Origin of the sequence: Flagellimonas sp. CMM7, assembly GCF_021390195.1 — a bacterium.
Classification (GTDB): domain Bacteria; phylum Bacteroidota; class Bacteroidia; order Flavobacteriales; family Flavobacteriaceae; genus Flagellimonas.
In genome coordinates this window covers 3,985,443-4,007,497 of the sequence record NZ_CP090003.1, presented here as the reverse complement: position 1 = coordinate 4,007,497, position 22,055 = coordinate 3,985,443, and the positions used below count along the sequence as shown (strand labels likewise).

Genomic DNA, 22,055 nt, shown 5'->3' with positions numbered 1-22,055 from the left:
TCTTAAAGTTTATTTTGTTTATCTCTGAACTATTGAAAATATGCCAACATATGGACCATTTCTTCAGGGTCGGGTACATGGCCGCCACCAAAGGTCTTTCCGTTAATGTGATATAAAACAGGTATGACTAGTGCCGCCTCATTTGTAAGAATGCATGAGTTATGTTCGAATGTTACATTGATGGCTCCATTGACATCTGCAACCGCAATATTTTCTGAACCGTTTGAAGCTCCAATAGGAGGATTCGTTATATTCACAAAATCATTCATGAAATCAATAGGTTCCCCTACTTTTCTTGTTTTGTTCAGATAGGCCAGCCAAAAAGTATAGGTGCCATTGGGAATCATACCCTCTAAGGCTACATTGACAAATGCTTTGTCACCATTACAATGAACGTTAAGATTGCCTTTTGCTTTCTTGAACTCCGCCAAAGTCACATGGTGTCCATCTGGTGCTTTTATCGCCGTGAGCAGCCCCAAAGGTTGATCAAAAATGTTTGCAGCATAAAGTGGTTCATTGGATGCCGTAGGGGTATTGCCGTTTGCATCCACTATTTCTTCCAACAACTGCACGTTTCCGAAATTCAAATGGGCCTTGACGGGCTGTGGTTGAATCATAAAATCAACGTTCGACTCTTTATTTTCCAGTACTTCAACCGAAACATCCGCACTTGAAATGGCCTTAGTTGACAAGGGCAATTCAAGAACCACATCATAGGTGCCAACTGACTTTGTATTCAGTCTAAACTTACCTTCTGAATCGGTAACCCGACTAGAAGTCTCGCTCCCTTTTGAAATAGTGATCAAGGTACCTGGATAGACATTACCATTATCATCTGAAACCAAACCAGATACAGTACCGGTAACTTCCTGCCCTTGTATTTCATCTGTAGGTCCGTTGTCGCTTTGACCGCACCCTAAGCACACATAGCATAGAAATGTTAGCAAAGTCCAACTTATTCGTCTTTGGAACATAAGTTGTCCCATACTTTTTTTTTCTAAATCCATAACTTGATATTCTAGATTACTACCGATTAAAATCAACTGGGAACATTTATGGATTAAAAGTATGGGCTTGTCCTATGTTATGCTATGAGCATGGTCTCAGATAGTATCGTTATAGTCTCACTACAGTCTAAGAAAGTTTCTGTCAGAAGAATTCTACGGCAGATCAATAGGAAGAAGGGGTAACCCCGTAAAATTCTTTAAAGCATTTCGCGAAATAGGAGAGGTTGTTGAAGCCAACGGCATAAGCAATTTGGGTAACCGTATCAGCTTTTTTTGATAGTAATTGAGCAGCTCTTTTTAGCCGAAAATTACGTAACAATTCTCCTGGAGCTTCATTGGTCAATGCTTTTAGCTTTCTATGCAATTGCGCTTTGCTCAGGGCCAAAGCCTTTTGCATTTGTGGAACCCCAAAATGGGGGTTTGAAAACTCCTTTTCCAAAAGTTCCAATACTCGTTGTAAAAATACCTCATCAAGTGGTGTAACAGTAACTTCTTTTGGATTGATTGTGGCTTCTTTTTTGGCAAAAAGTGCTCTAAGTTTTCTTCTTTGCCCAATGAGGTTGCTGACCCGCGCCAATAACTCTTTTGGTTCGAAAGGCTTTGTGAGATAATCATCGGCACCAGTTTGCAAACCTTCTATCTTGTTTTTCATACCAGCTTTTGCGGTCAACATAATTATGGGAATATGACTAATGGCTAAGTCGGATTTTAAGGTTTTGCAGAGTTCAACTCCATCCATTTCAGGCATCATTACATCGGTAATGATTAAATCCGGTCCATTTCTCTTTGCATATCCTAAACCAATCTTTCCGTTTTTTGCCAATTGTACCTTATAACTGTTTTGAAGATGTTCTTTAACAAAAGAAGACATATCCGGGTTGTCTTCAACCAACAAAATTACTGGCAATTCTCTGGCATCACTACTTTCAAGCTCATACGCTTGGCGGATTTTTTTTATTGCCGTATTGCCAATATCGATAGCTTTGTCATCTTTTTGAGTGCCCGTTTTTATCTTTTGGAGAGGAATCACAAGCGTAAAAATTGTGCCCTTACCAACTTCACTGTAAACAGTAATAGTTCCATCCATAAGTTCCACCAATTCTTTTAACAGGGAGAGACCTATTCCCGAACCATCGTGCGCTTTCGTGTCACCCCCTTCCACTTGATAAAAACGATCAAAAATAAAAGGAAGCTTTTCCTCTGCAATGCCCATTCCTGTATCAGATACCACCATTTTTAGTTCCTCTTTTTCACATACTGTTGAAAAAGAGACAACTCCCCCATCATCTATGAACTTAAAAGCATTGCCCAAAAGGTTGTACACAATCTTTTCCAATTTATCACGGTCAAAATTGGCCCAGAGTACTTCATGTGGAATTTGTAATTTATAGTCGATATTTCTTTGAGCAGCATGCGAGTTAAAAGAAGATGTTGCCCCTCTTAGACATTTGTAAATATCGCCTTCTGTCTGTTCCAGTTGAAGGCCGTCCTTATCAATTTTTGATAGATCCAGTAACTGGTTTACCAATTGCAACACGCGATTGGTGTTGCGTCGTATCATTTTTATACTATCAATCGGCAAGCCCTCTTCTGGGCTCTGTTCCAGTTGTTCGATAGGGCCTTTTATCAAAGTCAATGGCGTTCTAAACTCATGGGAAATGTTGGCAAAAAAGTTGGATTTTAAACGATCCAGTTCTTGGAGTTCCCTATTTGTTTTTTGCTTGATGCGATATTGGTTATACAGTAGCCCGGCCAATATGAGCAGAATTATTGCAAAAGCAATTATGCCATTGCGCTCATTTACACGCTTGCCCAATTGTAATTCTTTTAGCGCTCTTTCTGATTCGAGCAATTCAATTTCTTTGGTTTTTTGTTCGTTTTGGTATTTGGCTTCTATATCTGCTGCCAATCCTCTTTTTTCCTTTGCGTAAAAGCTGTCTTTTACTCGTATGAACTCATTTTTATATGACAACGCTTTACTAAAGTTTTTCTCACTCTCATAGACCGCTGCAAGGGACTCGTATGCATCCATCGCTATCAAATTCAATTCGAGATTCTTAGCCACATCCAAAGCCATTAACAGGTGTTTTTTCGCTTCCCTGTTATTCTTGAGCATATGCTGTGTATCGCCTATTGCCTGAAGTGAGTAGCCTATATTGACAGAGTCATTGATTTCGGAGGATAGATTCAATGCTTTTTTATAGTATGTCAATGCTTGGCCAAAATCATCTTGTTCCCAATAAATACTGCCCATTGTGAAATGGGCGTAGGACAACCTTTTAAGGTTTCCTAATTTTTTATAGCTATCCAAGGCTTTGAGGTTATATTTCAAAGCATTATTTAAGTCACCATTGTTTTTATGCACAACGGCAAGGTTGTATTCCACATATGCCTTACCGGGCATATAGTCAAGCATCCTGAAAATACTATCACTCTGTAGTAGATAATCTTTGGCTTTTTCATAATTCTCCAACCTTCTTTGAATCAAACCAATGTTCCCTAGAATAATGGCATAGTCACGCAAATTTCCTTTTGTTCTGTGTACTTGGGCCGCTTTGGTATAGAGTTCCATCGCTTTTACATATTCTCCTATCTCCGTATAGATGTTTGCCATGTTGTTATAATAATGCACAGCATTTTCTTCATCGTTGTTACTTTGGGCCAATTCGAAACTCTTCAAGTGAAACTCTTCTGCCCTTTTGAAATCCCCTTTCCTCCAAAGTAAATTTCCAAGACCTGAAAGGGATTCGAAACTACCACCGTAAAATCCTATTTTTTCTGATAATTGTAACGCCTTATTATATTCAACACTTGCGGAATCAAAACTGGAGCGGGAACTCAGGAAATCGGCATAGAGGTTTCTACCGACAACTTCTAGGTTTTGGTTTTCAATTTTTTCTGATAACACGATGGAGGTCACTATCGTCTCTTGTGCCTTGGGGGAGTTATTGTGCTGGTATTCAAAAAAGATTTCGTGGAGAATCTTTATTTTGATGGTATCTTCTTTTGCATCGGCGTACTTTTGCTGTAGGCTGTCTATCTTGGATTGCGAAAAAAGCACCGAGGTAAAAAGAAGAGCAAAAGGGAGAAGCAATCGTTTCATCTCCAAAATATTAGGTCCTTAAAAGTACTTTATTTTAGGCCATTTAACCCATTTCAATTTCAACAAAATGAATAATGAAGGCTAACGATCTAGTTACAAATGATAACGGTGGAGTCTTTTATCGTTAAAATTCAACCTCTATTGCCCACTAAATGATTTTAATTACTCGAAAAAGTAGCCCAATCCTATCTCCTTAAAAAAGTGTACAATCCAGAGGACAGACCGTCCAATAAAACGGCTAGTTTTTAAAACCATTTTAGAAACTCAGCGGAGTCTTAGAAAATGTTCCTTTTACAGAACTAAGAACGGTTGAGCTATGAACAGTACGGGAGCAAACTAGCGTTTGCTTTCCGCCACGCACATAGCGAAATCTTTTTATTTTGATTTATTTTTTTTCCTGTCCAAAGCAAAACCCCAAAGATTTTGCGGACTTCATAAAAATACTCAAACCTTTCGTTAAAGCGCGAACCCCATATTGTTTATAGCATCGATGAAAAAGCAGCTTTTTCGCTACTTTGTTCTTATTTTGTTCAATAAGTTTTCAGCTTCTATATTTTCGCTGTCCATTTCCAATGCTATCTCCAGATGTTTAATGGCTTTTTCTTGTTCTTTTTCGTAAAAATAACTTCTGCCGAGTAAGAAGTTCAGATAAGAAGATTCAATATTCTTCTTAAAAAGCCCTTTTATTTCTCTAATCACTTCTAATTCTTGCCCCAGATTACTTAGCATTCCCATAGCACTTTCCCAGTCAGTCACACTAAAAGAATCAGGTTGGATTCTTGATTTCATTTCTGGATTATTACGAAGAAAATAGAACGCAGGAATATTTACTGACCAATTGGGGTTTTCGGTAAGTCCTTTTTTTATCCAATTGATTGCTTCTGCTTCATTTCCCATAGCGATATTCGCACCAGCGATTTTTGAGTACATTCCAGTCCAGCCATTCAACATAGATTCCGCCTCAGTTAATTTTTGTTTAGCTCTTTCTGAATTACCTTCTCGATATGCAAAAAGTGCTTGGTTCAGACGGATTCTACCATAATGATAATCCATTAATGTTTTCAATTCTTTTATGGGTTCCTTTGAGTTGTCAACTCTAAGGTCAATTTGATTGTACCATTCGTTATTTGACCCTTTTACGACAACAGCCGCAGATTGCTTGCCAGATATTTGCCCACCTGCATTTTGTCCTGCGATTAGACTTTTCAAAAGTCGTTCAGCCAATGTTCCTTCCGAACTCTCAAAAGATTTCGACATTTCATTGAGCACTTCATCTGCAAGTTGGTTACCAATTACCACATAGTTTTTACCTAAGATTTGTGCTGCTTTTCCATTCCAGTATTTCAAGGATTTGCCAGTAAACGCGAAAACATTGCCTTTTGCATCAATTCCTGAAATTTGGCGATAATAGGCTTCATCATCTTCGTCTTTTGTTTCTACGATTGCCTGTTCAATTGATTTACCCTCTTTAAGTTTTTCAAGTCCATTAACGCCATATTTAGGTTCTGTTTCCGCAATTACGGAAAAAGCACCAACCTCGGGTTCAATATATATTGTTGAGTTTCCAACATAAATATTGTTTGTTGCAACTGCAATTCCCCATTCTTCGGCATTTTCATCATAAGCAAGAATTGAAAAAGTCGAATTGATATTCTTCTCTGTTAATAGACTAGGTAAATTTTGGCCATAGGTTGCAAAAGCAGAAATGAGTAAAATGATTGATAACAGGATTTTGTGATTTTTCATTTGATTGATTGTTTTTTGATTGATTAATATTGATGAATGATAACGTTTTTTTCAGCATTATTGCTAACGACCTGCTAAACGCAGTTCGGTGATTTCTACGGAAATATAGCAAAATCCTTTCAACAATGTTATGTGAATGGTACTTCCGTTTTCTCACATGACATTGTTTGTCAAGGAGTCCGCGAAGTCGGACGTATTCTTGTTGGATTTTGTGTTATTGGGAGTATAAATTACCGGGCCAAATTGCCGCTTGAGCGGACAGCTGAGAGCTGCTTGTAGTAAAAGTGATTAAGCAATTTGGTTTAGCTATGAACAGTACGGGGGCAAACTGTCGTTTACTTTCCGCCACGCACATAGCCGAATCTTCTTGTTTTGATTTATTTTTTCCTGTCCAGAGCAAAATCCAAAGGATTTTGCGGACTTCATAAAAATAGGCAAACCCTGCGTTTAATCCCCGAAGCCCGTATTGTTTATAGGTTTTGTTGGCATTAGTTATTTTTTATACGGTTCAATATTCTTTGTCTTATGCCTGATAACTTGGCAAAGTCCAGATTACTCATAATTATATATGCATATTTTCCATCTTTACTTGCTTCCATAAAACAACTATATCCAACATTTGCTCCACTATGATGTAACGAAATTATCTTATTCGTTGTTGAGTCTATCTTAAAACCAAATCCCAACCCATAATTTGGCTTTTTTCCATTTTCCAAGGTAGGTCGTTCGAGTAACCTCTTTGTACTTTCCTTTGATAATAAGTTCTCCGTATTGTCCGAGTTAACTGATTTTTGGATTGCGATTAAGAATTTTGCTATTTCAGACGGTGTAGACCACAGTCCTCCAGCTGCATATTGAGGATATTGGAAATAGTCCGATTCCAAAGGAGCACCATTCTTCTTATGACCAATTGCAATCTGACTCAGCTGTGATTCATTTAGATTGACCGAATAAAAACTCGAAATCATACCGCAAGGTTGCAATATATCTTCATTCATTTGTTCGTTAAAACCTTTATTGTTAATGTCAATCAGAGCCTTTTGTAGCACAACATATCCTCCCCCAGAATAGTCGAATTCGGTATTTGGTTTTTTCTTGACAACAATTTTGGGTTCAAGAAACACTTCTCCGTTTAGAATTGATAACAATTCTGGTGGTGTTTTTGTGCTTTTGTATCCTCGAAATCCGTGAATGTTGGTTCCTCCTGTATGGGTTAATAATTGATATATAGTTGGCTCGTAAATACTTCCCTTATTCTTGGATTCAAGTTTCCAATTGTTTAAATATGTGTTTACAGGTGTATCTAAGTCTATTCTTTGCTTTTCAACATTTTTTAAAATTAGAGCGCCTGTTAAGCTTTTGCTTAGTGAGGCCGCTTGGAATATAGTTTTATTGGTTACTTTTTCTTGAGTTGAGCTATTTTTTACACCAAATCCTTTTGAATAGACTAATTCCGAATTTTTGACTATTGCAATACTAAGTCCAGGTATTTTATTTTGAATTATGTATTCCGCTATAAATTCTTCATCCTCTGCTATTAGTTGCGCCCTCACAGAAAACGAAAGGAATAGTAGAAGTAGTAATGTGGAACTTGGTTTTCTTATCATTTTGTCTAATTAATGCCAACGACCTGCTAAACGCAGTTCGGTGATTTCTACGGAAATATAGCAAAAACCTTTCAACAATGCTGTGTGAATCGGGCTTCCGTTTTCTCACATGGCATTGTTTGTCAAGGAGTCCGCGAAGTCGGACGTATTCTTGTTGGATTTTGTGTTATTGGGAGTATAAATTACCGGGCCAAATTGCTTTTAGCTTATGTTATTGCACGTTTGCCGCTTGAGCGGACAGCTGAGAGCTGCTTGTAGTAAAAGTGATTAAGCAATTTGGTTTAGCAGGTCGTTAGAGCACATTTCTTTTTGGGCGGGAGTGCGTAGCACGGAGCAAAAAAAGTCAGCTTCAGCTGAATGTGCTCTAACAATTGGCTAAGAGTACCTAGGCACTCTTAAATCTATTTAAGCCGTAAGTTATAAATAATCTCACATCCCATTCTTAGGGAGAAGAAGTTGTGGTAAACGGTTAATATACGGTTACAAATATTTGTAACACGATATTTTCATATTGTCTAAAATCGAAAGACTACATAAGTTCCTTTAAACGGCCGTTTTTCGATACAACAGGAGTTGGCAATTCTAAAATTCAGTTCCAGTTCCATTCCCCGTCCTTTTTAATTGTTCCGTTAATTCACCTTTTACGGTACTACTAGAGTACATTTAAACGGTCTATTTACCAGACGCTTGTCATCCGAAACATGTTCAAACGATTTACCTTGATCAACTGATTTATAAAGCCCTTGTTCTCCTTGAGGCGCTTCGATAACGGCATAAAGAATGCTCGAATTAGCGTGAGAAACAGCTAAGTCTATCTTCCCAATGGTATCCTTTGGCAGTCCGTTTTCAAGTTTCATCCAATCTTTACCACCATTTACGGATTTATAAATGCCTCCCTCTGCTGCCGGGCCTCCCGATATAATGGTCCAAGGTTTGCGTTCACCCTTCCATGCCGCTGCATAAATAACATTGGGGTTTCCTGGTAGTAATTCAATATCAGAAAAGCCCACATTATCAGAAACAAACAGTACCTTTTCCCAGGTTTTCCCTCCATCCGCTGTTTTATATACACCTCGTTCTGGATTGCTTTTGAAAGCATTTCCGATGGCCGCTACCCAAACAATATTACTGTTCATAGGGTCAATTTCCACTGCGCCGATCTGACCTACGTTTTTAAGCCCTATATGTTCCCATGTTTTACCTGCATCAATAGATTTGTATACGCCCTTTCCACTAATGACGTTACTTCGTAATCCGTCGGAACCAGTACCGACATATACAATGTTCGGGTCGTTTTCAGCAACCTGTATCGCCCCTATCGAAGGCGTATCGAAAAAACCATCAGAAACATTGTTCCATGTCGTTCCATAATCTTCAGATTTCCAAACACCCCCACCAGAAGCGCCTAAATAAAAAGTGTTTGGTTGCATCGCTACTCCGGTTACTGTTGTAACGCGACCACCACGGACTGGACCTACGGTGCGGTATTGCAAAGCATCAAAATCTTGTGATAAGACTGTTATACTTGAGACAAAAAATGATAAAAACAGTAATTTTGGATTTGGAAGGAAATTCATATCAATAAATGGATTATAAAGTTGCCTATATCTGTACCTAAACTGTCCGTAACCATTTTACTATAGCTCACGGATTTTCATATTGCGGAACCAAGCCTCAAAGTACCAGTTCTGCAGCGCGATTTTCCCATGGGTAGCCTTACCGAAACCGGGGGCATCTTTAAAACTCGAGTTTGTAATTTTATTTCTCCAATCTATTGAGGTCAAATCTTCTTCCGCGGTCAGTTTTCCATTGAGGTAGAATTGAATTTTTCCCTCCTGCTGAATGATTCGCGTCGTATTCCATTGTCCAGTAGGCTTAGCTTCAACCTTGCTTAATTGAGGCGATAACCCCCACAGACAACCGGGTCGTTTTAAAGGGGTTTTATTATCCATATGTTCAGGCTCCAATAGTTGGTATTCAGGTCCTGTCTTATAGGTAGCTGTATATTCCGGGGACTCCTGTACATTGATAAAAACACCTCCGTTTCCTCTGAGTGCCATCTGCCAATCAAACACCAGCTCATAGTTTTCAAATGCTGTATCGGTCACCAAATCCCCAAAAACTTTGGTTTCATCGGTAGCATTACAAAAGAGAGTGCCTTTTTGTACTTCCCATGCGGAAAATTGTGTGGAGTCCGAGTTATTGTAAAGATGCCACCCATTAAGGGTTTTACCATCAAAAAGCAACCTCCAACCCTGCTCTTTTTCTATATCGAGCAATTGATTGTGAACCATGTTTTTAATGGCCAGCTCCTTGGAACGTAAAACCTCAAATTTCTTTTTCTTGTCAGTACTACAGGAGCTGCCGATGAGCAGTAACATCAGAAGTATAAAAAGGGAATTTCTAGTCATTTATGTAATGATATGGTCGTAAACGGATGAACGTTTGTCACTAAAAAACGTCTTTGAACAATTGTTGCAAGCTTTCCCATGATTTTTGGTCGGCATCAGCATTATAAGCTAATGGCAATTTAAATTTTTCTCCATTGGCATCTGCTTCTTTGGAAGTATAACTATGCTTTACACCTGGGTAAGCTATGTATTCATATTTAGCCCCTATGGAATCCATGGCTGTTTTAAAATCGGTAATAGATTCCGCACTTACAAAAGGGTCATCAGCACCGTTGCATACCAATACACGTGCTTTTAGGTCTTTGTTTGGCATTACGGGCAAGGCAACCCCACTATGGAAGGCCGCAACAGCATCCAGATCAGCACCCTTGTTGGCCATGGTCAACACCACACTTCCTCCAAAACAATACCCAATGGCAGCCAGCTTTTCCTTATCTACGGATTCATGTTGTTGCAATAAATTGATCGCTGCATTAAAACGTGCTGTAGCTTCGGGCAAGTTGCTCATCACACTCATGGCAAACTTACCTGCATCGTCTGGGTGATCAGCTTGTTTTCCATCACCATACATATCTACGGCAATAGCAGTATAACCAAGTTCCGCAAGCATATCGGCCCGCTCCCGAACATAATCATTGTGTCCCCACCATTCGTGTACAATGAGTATTCCTGGGCGTTTACCTTTTTTATTCTCATCATAGGCAATGTAACCTTTTAAGTTGGTAGAGTCCGAGGCATAAGTCACTTCGGTTCCCTTAACTTTTGCAACGTATGCTTCCGGTGTAGCATCTGCTTCAGGTTTGGATTCTGCTTTTTGTTTACATGATGTGGTAAGTACAAGAGCAATTAATAAAATATGCGTGAAAATTTTCATATTGATGTAATTTTTTTAACACCATAAATATAGTGATTACCCTCTTTTAGATTAGTTCCAAAATATCTTAAATTAGCAAAAACCAATGTAAATCAATGAAAAAGAATTATGTGTTGCTTCTAATTTTTGGGACCATGCTTGTTGGGTATAGTCAAGAAAAGAATCCTAACAATGAAGCTTCTGCTTCTTTTTATAATGATGTAACCCTAACCCACTTGCCATATAAGGATCTACAATTGCTTTCCATGGATGCTGGAATCGCCGATTTGGATTTAGATGGAGATCCTGATATTTTAATTGCCAATGAGCACCTCCCTAATATCTTACTCATCAATAATGGTAAAGGAATGTTTACTAATGAGAGTAGTACACGGATACCTCAGATAGCCCATGATAGTGAAGATATTGGTATTGCGGATTTTGATCTGGATGGAGATCCAGATATCATCGTGGTTAGTGAAGATAATAAAACCAATGAACTATATTTAAATAATGGGGATGGTGCGTTTAGAGATGGTGGAAACCGGATTCCAGTTACAGGCACCTCCAATTCTGTTGTGGTCTATGATGTTAACAGCGATGGTGCTCCGGATATACTGATTGGGAACAATGGCCAGAATAACGTATTGATCAATGACGGGAAGGGATACTTTATAGATGAAACCATTAAGCGATTTGGTGCGTTTATAGACGTTACACAAGATCTTACGTTATGTGATATCGATAATGATGGAGATCAGGATCTATTAGTGGGTAACGAAGATGCCAATCGGTTATTGGTCAATGACGGAAAAGGATTTTTTGAAGACCAATCTTCTGATAGACTCCCCTATAGAAATGAACCCGAAGAAACTAGAGAAGTAGTTACAGCTGATATTGATGGTGATGGTGACTTTGATATTTTCTATGGAAATGTGCAAGCCTTTGTACCTAATGCCCTTCGCCAGAATCGATTGCTATTGAATGATGGCAAAGGATTTTTCTCTGATAGTACCCACACTCATCTGCCCAAAGACGAGAACCGCTGTTTTGGAGTGGCTTTTTTAGATATTGATCATGATGGGGATGCCGATATTATGACTGGAAATACCAACGGCCCCCGATTTGATGGGAATACCCCTTTCAGTGTTTACATAAACAACGGCAAGGGAATATTTTCTGAGGCTGCTGGCACTTTTATGCCAGAAAATATTAAAGGTAGAGGGTTCGATATTGACTTTAGCGATTTCAATGGGGATGGTATTAAAGACTTATTCTTGAGTAATCGCGGTTCACAAGATTTTCTTCTTTTTGGGAACAAGCACTAAAAATCTATAAAGATGATGACAGCTTTGCCCAGCGCCATCTCGCTCAAAAAAGAAAGGTTTTCAATCTTTAATTTTATACCGTAACCAAAGCCCAAGTTACTCTTTGACTTCACTCAGGATAATACCATGCAAGAACATTATGGAACGGAAGAACACTTCCATAACACGACATTGTGCAAAATTGCTTTGGTGGACGTTTTTTACTTGGATTTCCTTAGAAATTAACCATTTGGGGTGTCGCACGGTTCGCGCTGAGCGAAGTCGAATTATAAAATAGGCTCTCCAGAGAAAAGCATACTCAAACAATGGGAAGAGCCATTAGTTCAGCTATTTTTTATCTATTCCTTAAGTTTTAATTACACAATCTTTAACGGTAATTGGTTTTCATAAAGATAGTTTTGTCTTCAACCAATCAATCATATGAATCATAAATTACTGTTCCTCCTGTTTTTTCTATTTCAATTCACAGTCTTTAGTTACGGACAAGAAACCTTAAACAGCCGACAAACAAAGACCCAGCTCTCCGACGATTTTTGGCACAGAACTGAATTTAAAGTAGGCTTTGTGGGTACAGTTTTTTGGAGCAATGGTCTCTCCTTTGGAGCAGAATATCTCTGGATAGAAAACGAAAAAACGAAAACGCGTAAGGGTACAGAACGAACCAATACCCATCAGTTCCTATTTAATGGAAATTTAGGGTTTGCAACTAACTTTTCATCAAAAACCGATACCGGAGCATACACTAATTACGGACTTACTTGGCGCCGCACCAATAAAAAGGGAAAGCAGTTTAGCATAGAGCTTAATCCTTTGGGATATTATCGTTCTTTTTTGCCGGAGACCTACGAAGTCAATGGTGATTCCGTTGATAAGGTTTTCTTGCCAGGCCGCGGATATTATGCTCCGTCATTATCTGTTGGAATAGGCAAACAACGTAAAGGCAAAGTTCGCTCGGGCAGTTATTTCAATATTAATTATAGTCCACGATTTAACTACAATGCGGAAACACTCCCAACCTTTTCGTTACAATATGGTTTCCGGTTCAATTTTAAAAACAGAAAACAATGAAACAGCCGCTTCTCAATAATACCAAAATAGGATTTCTGGCAGTACTTACGCTGTTTTTCAATGCCTGCACTAACGACCATACCTTGGATGATATTGATGCTACGGTTTTTGTACGTCATAAAGGTGCTGATATGCCAGCCTATATCAAAGGAGATGCTAGTGAAAAGATATTCCTTATCACCTTACATGGTGGCCCGGGCGGTCTAGGGTTAGGTTTTAGAGGAAATGCATTTGATCAGATAGAGGATAACTATGGCGTGGTGTATTTTGACCAACGTGGTTCTGGAATGTCACAGGGAAATTATTCAGAAGATGATGTTACGATTGATTTAATGGCAGAGGATGTACTGGCTTTGATCAAAGTTATAAAGCGTATTTATGGCAATGATTCCCAGTTTTTTTTATTGGGACATAGCTGGGGAGGCGCATTGGGGCCAGCTACTTTATTGAAAGATCAAAGTGAATTTTTGGGTTGGATCAATGTGGATGGCAGTCACAGCCCCAAAGACCTTTATTTTGAGTACATCAGAAACTTTGAGCGCGTCGCGGCCGCTCAAATTGAACTTGGAAATAGCGTTCCCTTTTGGGAGTCGGTTTATGATGAATTAGATAAGGTAGATCAAAACGTTGTGACTCTTGACGATTTTAACCGTTTAAACAGACTTGCTTTTGATGCTGAAGCCTATCTAAATGATGATGGCCTAATTAACAAGGAAGAAAATGGAAACGCTAACGTTTCAGATTATAATTTGCTAACTTTTTTATGGAACATATTAAAAATTCAATCCATTTTGGATGATGATATTATAGGTCAATTGACTTTTACGGAAAGGCTTTCGGAGATTACCATTCCTTCATTGGTCCTTTGGGGAAGGTATGATATGGTCGTTCCGGAATTCTACGCCCAAGAAGCCTTTGATAATTTGGGATCCAGTGAAAAAAGGATTGTGTTTTTTGAACGATCTGGACACTCGCCTATGTTCACGGAACCAAATCTGTTTGCCGAGGAAGTGATTCAATTTATAAATCAAAATAAATAGTGAAATACCCTTTCCATTCCATAAACTTTCACCTCCCCCACTCTGTGACTTTGGTAAAACAGTATCTATTATCTTTTTGAAGAAATCTTTAAAAGAAATTTTTCAGGAAATTAGAGAAGTAAACTTTGCTTTCCTTGGGGCAAAACTCAAAGTGCAAAAATAAAAGATTTCAATGCAGGATCATAATTCAATAAGCTCTACTAAAGTATTGATATGATTATTCAATGAAACTAATCAAGTCATAAATAGTGTATGAATTTTTAATAAAAACTTCATTTTTATTTGAACTTTTATCGATAAAATCAGAAAGTCAAAGAATTCTCTCAAATTTTATCACCAAAATCGCTAATTTAGTTGATTTTAACAGCAAAATATCCTCATGGTTTCCAACAATTCCCAAATTACTTACATACTCATTATTCTTTTTATTTTTGTTTCCTGTTCCAAGGACAGTTCCGATGGTGGTGCTCCTGGTACAGTCAGGATTACATCTATTTCCAATGGTGACATTATAGCCGAACCAACTAAATTTACTGCAAACATTGAAGGTGGGAGTATTCAAGGGAGTACCATTGAAGTTTTTCTGAATGAAAGTATCATTCATACTGTAGAAAACAAGGGTTCCATTTCGTTGGATTTTGACCCCGAGGCCTATGACACTGGCTCACATGTGCTAAAAATAACCTTAACAGGGAAAAATGGCAAAACAGAAACCTCCGAACTTAACTTTGAAGTACACCGAAAATTGGTCACCATAAACCTACCAGAGAACATGGTAAACCAATACATCGTTAACGCTGTTGTTTTTGCCTCCAAAATGAACGGTAGCTTGCTATCTGCACAACGGTTTACAAATGATGACCGCGTACTTGTGGTAACTTCGCCACAAGAGTTTGATATAGACGAAGAATTTATGTTGTCATTTGCCTTAACCGATAATGGATCGGCGACCAGTATGTCCACCCATGCGAACCTTACCCGCACGAATCCTGGTACCATCAATTTGTCCCAACCACACCGAGGAGAGGATGTAGACACAAAAACATACCCGATAATCGGTTTTGAAAGTAATGATAGAATATCTTCAAGTAATGTACACAGGCCATCCAAATCGGCTTACAGACTTGATTTGGATGCCAATGAGGGTACTTTTACTGTCCATCTTATCGAAGATCCCAACTTTGACGTTGATGCCCCAGAGATTTTTTATATGTATGGATCGGGTGATGCTGGCAACTACCAGCATTTGACCCTTTTTCATCCCCTGTCCAGCGACTTTGTTTTGGACAAAGCAGATTTTGTTACCGATGGTCTTGAACAGCACAGCATAAGTCTAAATTCTTCCAATGGTTTTAAGAACAATTCTTTTTTTATGAATGTTTATGGTTACTGGAAAGAAAAGGATTTTGAAAACAACAATTTTCATTTAATTGATTCAAGAAGTCAATCTGTTAATCTTGGTGATCAAGTCAACTACACCTTGAACACCAACTTTTATGATTATAGATATTGGATGACTTTCTCCAATTACTATGCTGCAGGTTCCGGTGCGCCGAAAGATAGCTTTACAATTCCAGAGAATACATTGGATTTTACATATGCCGATAACTTGGTGAATTTTGAAGTTACAGGAACCGACCATATTATAGGTAGGATACGATTGCACGATGGAGGAACATATCCGATATATGTATGGGACATCACCTTTGACAGCAAAACGATTTCAAGTTTTCCATTGCCCCAATTACCTCCTGAAATGAACGAATCCAACCTATTACTTAGGTACGAGAATAACTTGCTAAAAGTTCTCTCTACAGAACTAGTGTCATATCAAGGTATTGCTAGTTATGGTGAGTATATACAAAAGGTAATCAAAAATCATTATGATCCTATTCAGGTTTCAGGCGGTCAAGAGCTTATTTATAAAAGCACTACTCCGTTTCACGAGGGTCCCATTGAAGATTTTCCTTTTCAATAATTCAAAAAAAACTTCGCCTTTATCCCACACAGCCACTCCCTCCTATCATTGGGTCGAATAATGAGTATTTTATTTTCAAAGGAAATTCAAGATCAACCTTTAAGGAGGTAAGCTTTGCTCCTCCATAGCAAAGAACCATAACACGGAACGTTATAGACCAGATTAACCATTTCATAGTTCAACATTATATAAAATTGCTTTGGAAGTCGTTTTCTAGTTTAAATTCTTTCCAGATTTAGATACAAATTGTTTCCATCAGCATCTGGAAACTTCGTCCAAGTTTTATGGTTTGGGTCTAAGATCCTCAATTATCTGAGCATCTATCCAATAGATATCTACATTTTCGTAATCGGATGACCCTACATTTCTATTGAAGAAAAGATATTTTCCATCGGGGTTACAAAAGCAGTCGACTCCCAGGCTTCCGTATTGATACCACTTCCCAGGTTAATAGCTTCACCCCATGAACCGTCTTTCTGTCTAAAGCTGATATAAAGGTCAGAATCACCATAACCGCTCTCTCTTTCACCATCCCATATAATATAGGACTCGTCAGGCGCAATGAATGGATGGGCATTGAATTTACCAGTATTAATTTCTTTGCTTAATGGTTTTGGAGCTTCGCGCTTGCCGTTAATTAAGCGAGAATAACGAATAACACCATCTCCATCTTCAGAACCTACTTCGTCAAAAACAAAAGTACCCTTGGAGGAAGATGTAAGACGCATAATGCGAATGTCCTCGAAATAAGAACCAAGACTTTTCACCTCGGACCAACCTGTTTCGGTACGCACCATATATTTCTCCCCCAAATGCATGGTCTTACCATCTGGTGAAAACACTGGTCTGCCTATTCTGGGCATTACATACGACTCGGTCCATTGATTGTCTATATTTTTAAAAACAACCAATGCGTGCTTTTCGTAACTGCCGCCATTCCTATTAAAGTAAAACTCTTTTAAATCTGGTGAAAAAAATCCACTCAGTTCACGATGCTCTGTATTAACAATTCCGGGTGCGAAAGGTATAGCGGTAACACCGGATGGTTTTTGCCCTAAATAGAGACTTTCTACTTTGGTTTTATTTAACTGGGACAACCAGCTAATGCTGCGCACTACGGTCATAGGGAATGCAGTTCCATGATTTCCATCAATCACTTCTTTTAGTACAGTTAAACCGTCATCTCTTCTATCATTTAATAATTTAATAAAAGCCTCAATAGGCTCCATCATAGTTTCTTCTAATGAACCATATGAAATGAAAACATTGGCATTAAGACTCGAGCTTCTATTTGAGGTTTCATAAGGTCCGAATTTCGTATTAAGTTCAGATAGATGTTCAACTTCATTTTTAATCGATGGACTACCAATAATGTAATTATTAAAGGTATTCGGTTGAGACAATAGCACATAAGCACCAAATTCACCACCCATTGAATAACCGAAATAGGTACGACTATTTGGGTCAGTGCGATACGTATTGTCAATATAGGTAATGACATCATTACGAATAAAGGCCAAATGTTTATTTGCTTGCCCGAACTGTATTTTTTTTTGAATTTCAGGATTATCATGTTTCCTAAAACTATAATCCCTGTATCGACTTACATGGTCCCCAAGCTCTTTTTTCAGGTCTTCGTTTATGTCTTTCTGCCAGGAAATTCCAACTAGAATAACCTCTTCCATTATGTATTCTGTGGAACCGGATAACATCTCCATGTGCCACATGGCATCGGTTGTATAAATTACCGGATATGATTTATCAGTGCTTTCTGAATACGCCTCTGGTAGCTTAATATAAAGTTCGTATTGTCTATTGGCATTAGTATCCGTTATTGGGACAACCTGAATCTTTGGCAATTCAAAATTAGAGGTTCTCGCTACCTCCCCATCTTCTTTAATATGATTCTCCTGAGCAGGGAGCGCATGGAACGCCGCTATGGCTAGCACTAGAAATAACTTCAGTTTTCTCATTTTTCTGTTTTTGGTCTTAGTGTTTCAATAATCTCTGCATCCACCCACATTCTGTCATAAGGTGGGCTGCAACGAGGGCAATAGGAAAGATATTTTCCGTCTGGTGTAACGTAACCTCCACCATCCTCGCCATCAGTGTTTATCTTATCTCCGAAGTTAATAGCGGCTCCCCACGAACCGTCTGACTGTTTAAAACTGATATACATATCACTATCGCCATATCCACCTTCACGCTCACTATCCCAAATAATGTATGTCTCATCTTGAGCAATAAAAGGGTGAGCCGTCCATTTACCTGTGTTTATTTCCTCACCAAAAGGTTTCGGCGCTTCGCGCTTGCCATCAATTAATCTTGAATATCGAATGGTGCCAATACTATCCCGCTCATCAAAAACCAAGGTACCTTTGGAAGAAGCTGTCAAACGCATAATGGGAATCGTATCAAATGCTTCACCCAAACTTTTTAGTGCCGACCAACCAGTATCTGTTCGCTCTATATATTTATCTCTTGAGTACAACGTATTTCCACCAGTGGCATGAAACTCATATTTCCTCCAAACCCTGTTTTCCTTGCGGAAGCTAATAACAAGTGGGCGAATTGGCGATTCTACAGTGGAGGTCAGGTAAAACTCTTCCATATTTGGAGCATGTATACCCCCTAGCTCCCAGCCTTTTAGAGAAATACTGTCCAGTTCCAAAGGTTCTGCTTCCATGCCTGGAGCAATTAGGTCAAAATAGGGTTCTTCCATAGATGATGGAGCATTGTCGTTTGCTTTCGGATTTTCAGAACCGCAGGCATCTAAAAATAGTGCCCCTATAAATATCAAAACAACATACCTTTTTCTCATTATTTGGATTGTTATTTCTTGATAAACGCTGGTATGACCGTTTCAAAAATTGGAGTCATGATTTTATCATCGTCTTGGTCATGACCATTGATGACAATGGTTAAATCAAGCTCTTCTACTACCATAACACGTTGTCCTCCACCTCCCCAGGCAAGAGTCGCATCATAGCTTCTATTCCCCACCTTTATAGGTGTATAGTACCAGAAATACCCATACATATAATTTTTAGGCATCCAATCTATGGCAGGTCGTACTATACCACTTGTGGCTTTTTCTAGATATGCGGCAGAAATAAACTGTTTCCCATTCAATTTACCTTTGTTTTGCACCAAATGCCCCAATTTGATCATGTCACGAGACATAATACTGGCACGCCATCCTGCTTGTGGTAGGCCACTTGTGTGTTTTGACCATTTATATTCGGTAATACCGAGCTTATCAAGTAACTCATTTTTAATAAAGTCCTCAACTGTTCCCGGTACAACAGCGTCTATAACCGTCATCACAAGCATGGGATTGAAATTACCATACAAAAAGACCTGAGTCTCATCAGTAATGGGTTTGCTGTATTCAAGTAGCGTTTGAACTAGCCCCTGCCCTTTCAATTTCACCGAATCATTCTCAATTTCCTTCCATTTTTCTCTATCAATGGTTAGTCCTCCATGCATTGTCAACGCTTTATGAAGTGTGAGTTTTTCTGCTCCCTTTATAAATTTCTCTGGGTTCGTGTCTTTTAGAAAATGAATCAAGGGTTTGTTTAGATCTTCCATAGTTAGATACCCCAGCTGAATTGCCCTTCCTAAGATCAAACTGGTATAGCCTTTTACTGCTGACGCTTGTCCGTGTGGCAAATTGATACGACTTTTTTTGTAATAAGATTCATATACCAATTTGTTTTTATGTGAAATGAGCAACGCATCGTAATTACCGTATTTGCCATCAAAAATCTCTTGAGAAACCTTTAAAATTGAATTTTTATCATGGTCGGAAAGCTTTAATTTGCCAACTCTTATTCCATCATTTCTTTCTATGGGAGCCGCATTTATATAGGGTTCTTCGAGATTCGGAATATCCCAGAAAGAGAGTTCGGCTTCTGCGGCTGTAGCCTCTGGTAATTTATCTTCACTTTGCTGGGCAAAGGCACCATTTGAAACTAAAAAAAGTATTAAAGACAGTAATCCAGTTTTTATCAATCGTAAGTGTTCGCTATCAACACAGTTATTGTTATTTCTATATAAACTCATTGTATAAAGATGTTTTTCAAGTCCTTGTATCCTACAAAAGATGTATTTTTCTGTCATGTTTTCAATCTAAATTTTGTCAACTGCTCTATACTCTAATGAACTGCTCTAAAAAGCCAATTTATAATGGTTAGTTTGCATGAGTAAAACCAGATTAAAATGAAGTTGAGGTCTTCGTCTTATTTTCTTTTAGTGTGCTTTATGCTATTTGCGAGTTCTTGCTCCCAAAGTTCAACACCTGTTTTCAAAAGATATCGGACCATATTTAAAATTGGAGATCAACAAGAATGGGCTGCAAAAGATTTAAGTGATCAGCATTGGAAAAATGAGCTAGCCCTCATACCCGATGGTCAGGTTTTCTGGTCAAGGACGCCGATAGATATTTTAAAAGCCCCTGAAGCATTAAAGCCCTATGGCCTTCGATTGGAAGCCTATGGTGAGTATGAAGTATTTTGGGACGGGGTTTTGATCGGTAAAAACGGAAACCCGGGGCAGGAAGCAGATTCACCTCCTGAAGGAGAGTTGTGGATTACTTTTAGCATTCCTACCCATTTGACTAATGAAGGTGAACATGTTATGGCCTTGCGGTTGAGTAATTACTATTATCCAGATCATGTAGGCAATTATGGGTTGAGGATAGATGATTACCATGATCTGTTAACCGACCGACTTATCCAAAACTCCTACATGCATGTTTTTGCGGGAGCTTTTCTTATCGCATCCATCTATTTTCTTTTTCTATTCTTAGGAAATAAAAAAGAATACCTCACGCTTATTTTTAGCATCAGTTGTTTGCTCTTTTTTGGCTTGACAATGACCCACTTTGTTAGGACCACAATACCTATTCATTACAGCTTACACGTTATACGCTTAGAAGTTATTACGAGTCTAATGTTCGGTATTTCGTTTTTAATTCCACTCTATTTTTCTATGCAGTTCCCCTACCCCAAATGGAAACTCTTCTTAGGTATTTACACCGCTGTTCTTATGTTTATATTCTCCATTGAACACCACTTATTTGATCTCACCATATTAAATATGACGCTAAGCTTGTTGCTGTTTTCCCTATGCATAGCAGCTTTTGGAGTTTACAAGAAAGCAAAAGGTGCTCTCTTGGTGTTGCTTACCTTACTCCTTTGTATATTCATTCGCCATTATGTTTCATTAAACATTAGTCTTTTTACAGGTTTTAGTCTAATTCTGCTTAACATGTTGTATTTGCTTTCCCTTCGAATCAAAGAACAACGATTGGCATATGAAAATTCATTGGTCCAATCCACGCGACTACGTTTAGAATTACTTAAAAAGAATATCCAACCCCACTTTCTGATGAACACGCTCACTTCATTGATAGATTGGATAGAAGAAACCCCAAAAAAGGGGGTCTTGTTTATAGAAGCTCTGGCCAAGGAGTTTGACCTGCTGAATCAGATAGAAAATCAAACCTTAATACCGATTAGTCAAGAAATAGCCCTTTGCCGTGTGCATTTAGAGATTATGGAATACCGAAAAGAATTGAACTATACTTGGGAAGAGGATGGCATCGATTCTGAGCGAAAAATACCTCCTGGAATTCTGCATACCTTATTGGAAAATGGAATTACACATAGTCTACCTCTGAAAGATAACTGTGTTAAATTCAAACTGCTTTTTGAGTCAAATGGCGATTATGATTGCTACACATTTTTAACCTACGCTGAGATTGTAAAACAAGCTTCAGGGCAAAGACAAGAAGGTACGGGACTGAAATACATCAAAGCACGACTTACAGAAAGTTATCATGACCAATGGGAACTTACCTCAGAACCCGCGCATCATGGTTGGAAAAATGTCATAAAAATTTATAGGTAAG

The 22,055-nt window shown here is 38.5% G+C and carries 15 protein-coding genes; 5 read left to right on the top strand and 10 right to left on the bottom strand.

Annotated elements, in window-relative coordinates; genetic code table 11:
• Positions 1-29: 29 nt before the first annotated feature.
• The 7 genes from LV704_RS18075 to LV704_RS18045 form a co-directional block, all read right to left on the bottom strand.
• On the bottom strand, positions 30-1,007 hold the full coding sequence (locus LV704_RS18075; protein ID WP_163422285.1) for a carboxypeptidase-like regulatory domain-containing protein: 978 nt from the start codon (positions 1,005-1,007) through the stop codon (positions 30-32).
• Between the two features lie 163 nt (positions 1,008-1,170).
• The gene (locus tag LV704_RS18070) at positions 1,171-4,110 is read right to left on the bottom strand and encodes a tetratricopeptide repeat protein (RefSeq protein ID WP_163422286.1); all 2,940 of its coding nucleotides are present in this window, start codon (positions 4,108-4,110) and stop codon (positions 1,171-1,173) included.
• Between the two features lie 510 nt (positions 4,111-4,620).
• On the bottom strand, positions 4,621-5,856 hold the full coding sequence (locus tag LV704_RS18065) for a DUF1028 domain-containing protein (RefSeq protein ID WP_163422287.1): 1,236 nt from the start codon (positions 5,854-5,856) through the stop codon (positions 4,621-4,623).
• Positions 5,857-6,344: 488 nt separating this feature from the next.
• Complete coding sequence (locus tag LV704_RS18060) at positions 6,345-7,463, bottom strand: serine hydrolase (protein ID WP_163422288.1); 1,119 nt, start codon at positions 7,461-7,463, stop codon at positions 6,345-6,347.
• Between the two features lie 641 nt (positions 7,464-8,104).
• Positions 8,105-9,040: a hypothetical protein gene (locus tag LV704_RS18055; protein ID WP_233782085.1), complete on the bottom strand. Its 936-nt coding sequence runs from the start codon at positions 9,038-9,040 to the stop codon at positions 8,105-8,107.
• A gap of 60 nt (positions 9,041-9,100) precedes the next feature.
• A complete protein-coding gene (locus LV704_RS18050) occupies positions 9,101-9,874 on the bottom strand; it encodes a DUF1080 domain-containing protein (protein ID WP_163422289.1) in 774 nt (257 codons plus the stop codon).
• A 40-nt stretch (positions 9,875-9,914) separates the two neighbouring features.
• Complete coding sequence (locus LV704_RS18045; RefSeq protein WP_163422290.1) at positions 9,915-10,748, bottom strand: dienelactone hydrolase family protein; 834 nt, start codon at positions 10,746-10,748, stop codon at positions 9,915-9,917.
• Positions 10,749-10,843: 95 nt separating this feature from the next.
• On the opposite strand from LV704_RS18045, the gene LV704_RS18040 reads away from it, so the two are divergent.
• From LV704_RS18040 to LV704_RS18025, 4 genes are all read left to right on the top strand, one after another.
• Positions 10,844-12,055 carry a VCBS repeat-containing protein gene (locus LV704_RS18040; protein ID WP_163422291.1) on the top strand — a complete coding sequence of 404 codons (1,212 nt, stop codon included), beginning with the start codon at positions 10,844-10,846 and terminating at the stop codon, positions 12,053-12,055.
• Positions 12,056-12,475: 420 nt separating this feature from the next.
• Entirely contained in the window at positions 12,476-13,123 is a 648-nt protein-coding gene (locus LV704_RS18035; protein WP_163422292.1) for a hypothetical protein, read from the top strand.
• Positions 13,120-14,163 (top strand): alpha/beta fold hydrolase, encoded by a 1,044-nt coding sequence (locus LV704_RS18030; protein ID WP_163422293.1) that lies wholly within the window; start codon positions 13,120-13,122, stop codon positions 14,161-14,163. Before LV704_RS18035 ends, LV704_RS18030 begins: the two co-directional genes overlap by 4 nt.
• 379 nt (positions 14,164-14,542) lie before the next feature.
• Positions 14,543-16,141 carry a hypothetical protein gene (locus tag LV704_RS18025; RefSeq protein ID WP_163422294.1) on the top strand — a complete coding sequence of 533 codons (1,599 nt, stop codon included), beginning with the start codon at positions 14,543-14,545 and terminating at the stop codon, positions 16,139-16,141.
• Between the two features lie 359 nt (positions 16,142-16,500).
• On the opposite strand, the gene LV704_RS18020 is transcribed toward LV704_RS18025, so the two are convergent.
• From LV704_RS18020 to LV704_RS18010, 3 genes are read right to left on the bottom strand one after another with little or no spacing between them, the layout of a single operon-like run.
• The gene (locus LV704_RS18020; RefSeq protein ID WP_233782084.1) at positions 16,501-18,114 is read right to left on the bottom strand and encodes an alpha/beta hydrolase; all 1,614 of its coding nucleotides are present in this window, start codon (positions 18,112-18,114) and stop codon (positions 16,501-16,503) included.
• Positions 18,111-18,962: a PD40 domain-containing protein gene (locus tag LV704_RS18015; protein ID WP_163422295.1), complete on the bottom strand. Its 852-nt coding sequence runs from the start codon at positions 18,960-18,962 to the stop codon at positions 18,111-18,113. The genes LV704_RS18020 and LV704_RS18015 overlap by 4 nt, the downstream gene beginning before the upstream one ends.
• An 11-nt stretch (positions 18,963-18,973) precedes the next feature.
• Complete coding sequence (locus tag LV704_RS18010; protein WP_233782083.1) at positions 18,974-20,206, bottom strand: serine hydrolase; 1,233 nt, start codon at positions 20,204-20,206, stop codon at positions 18,974-18,976.
• Positions 20,207-20,362: 156 nt separating this feature from the next.
• Between LV704_RS18010 and LV704_RS18005 the strand changes: the two genes are divergently transcribed.
• Positions 20,363-22,054, top strand: a complete 1,692-nt coding sequence (locus tag LV704_RS18005) for a histidine kinase (protein ID WP_163422297.1) — start codon at positions 20,363-20,365, stop codon at positions 22,052-22,054.
• Position 22,055: the final 1 nt, after the last annotated feature.